A 550-nucleotide genomic window follows, 5' to 3' on the forward strand; every position below is an offset into this window, starting at 1 on the left:
GGCTGGCGACCTCTTCCGGTTCGGCAAAACGTCGGAGCAGCGTGGAAGGCCGGTTTTCGTCCAGGAACAGGGTTTCCATTGCTTCCGGGGAGACTCCCCGCTCAGCCGCCAGGTCAGCCATCATGGCTTTGGCTCCTTCAGTACGGGTCGGACCGGGAAGGATGCTGTTCACGGTCACACCGGTTCCGGCAAGAACCTTGGCGAGACCCCGGGATACACCTTGAAGCGCCGCCTTGCTCACCCCGTAGTGCACCATCTCCGATGGAATATTCAACGCCGATTCACTAGAGATGAACTGGATACGCCCCCAGCCCCGAGCCTTCATGCCAGTTGCGTAATGCCGGGCAAGTCGAACACCGCTCATCACGTTGACCTGGAAAATCTCTTCCCAGGCAGCATCGTCGATATCGAAGAATGGAACGCCGCCATAAATACCCAGGTTGTTGACCAGAACATCCACCTCGGGCAGCTGTTCGATGATGGTCCGGCAACCTTCCGCGGTACCCGGGTCCGCGATAATGCCTTTTGCATCGTCCCGACCGCTGGCATT

1 protein-coding gene is annotated in these 550 nt (G+C 58.9%); it reads right to left on the minus strand.

What is annotated here, in order from left to right; translation table 11 throughout:
- Positions 1–550, minus strand: a 550-nt coding sequence (locus L655_RS0100670; RefSeq protein WP_024603755.1) for an SDR family oxidoreductase, incomplete at both ends; no start/stop codon positions are given.

The organism is Pseudoalteromonas sp. TAE79, assembly GCF_000498015.1.
GTDB lineage: Bacteria > Pseudomonadota > Gammaproteobacteria > Enterobacterales > Alteromonadaceae > Pseudoalteromonas.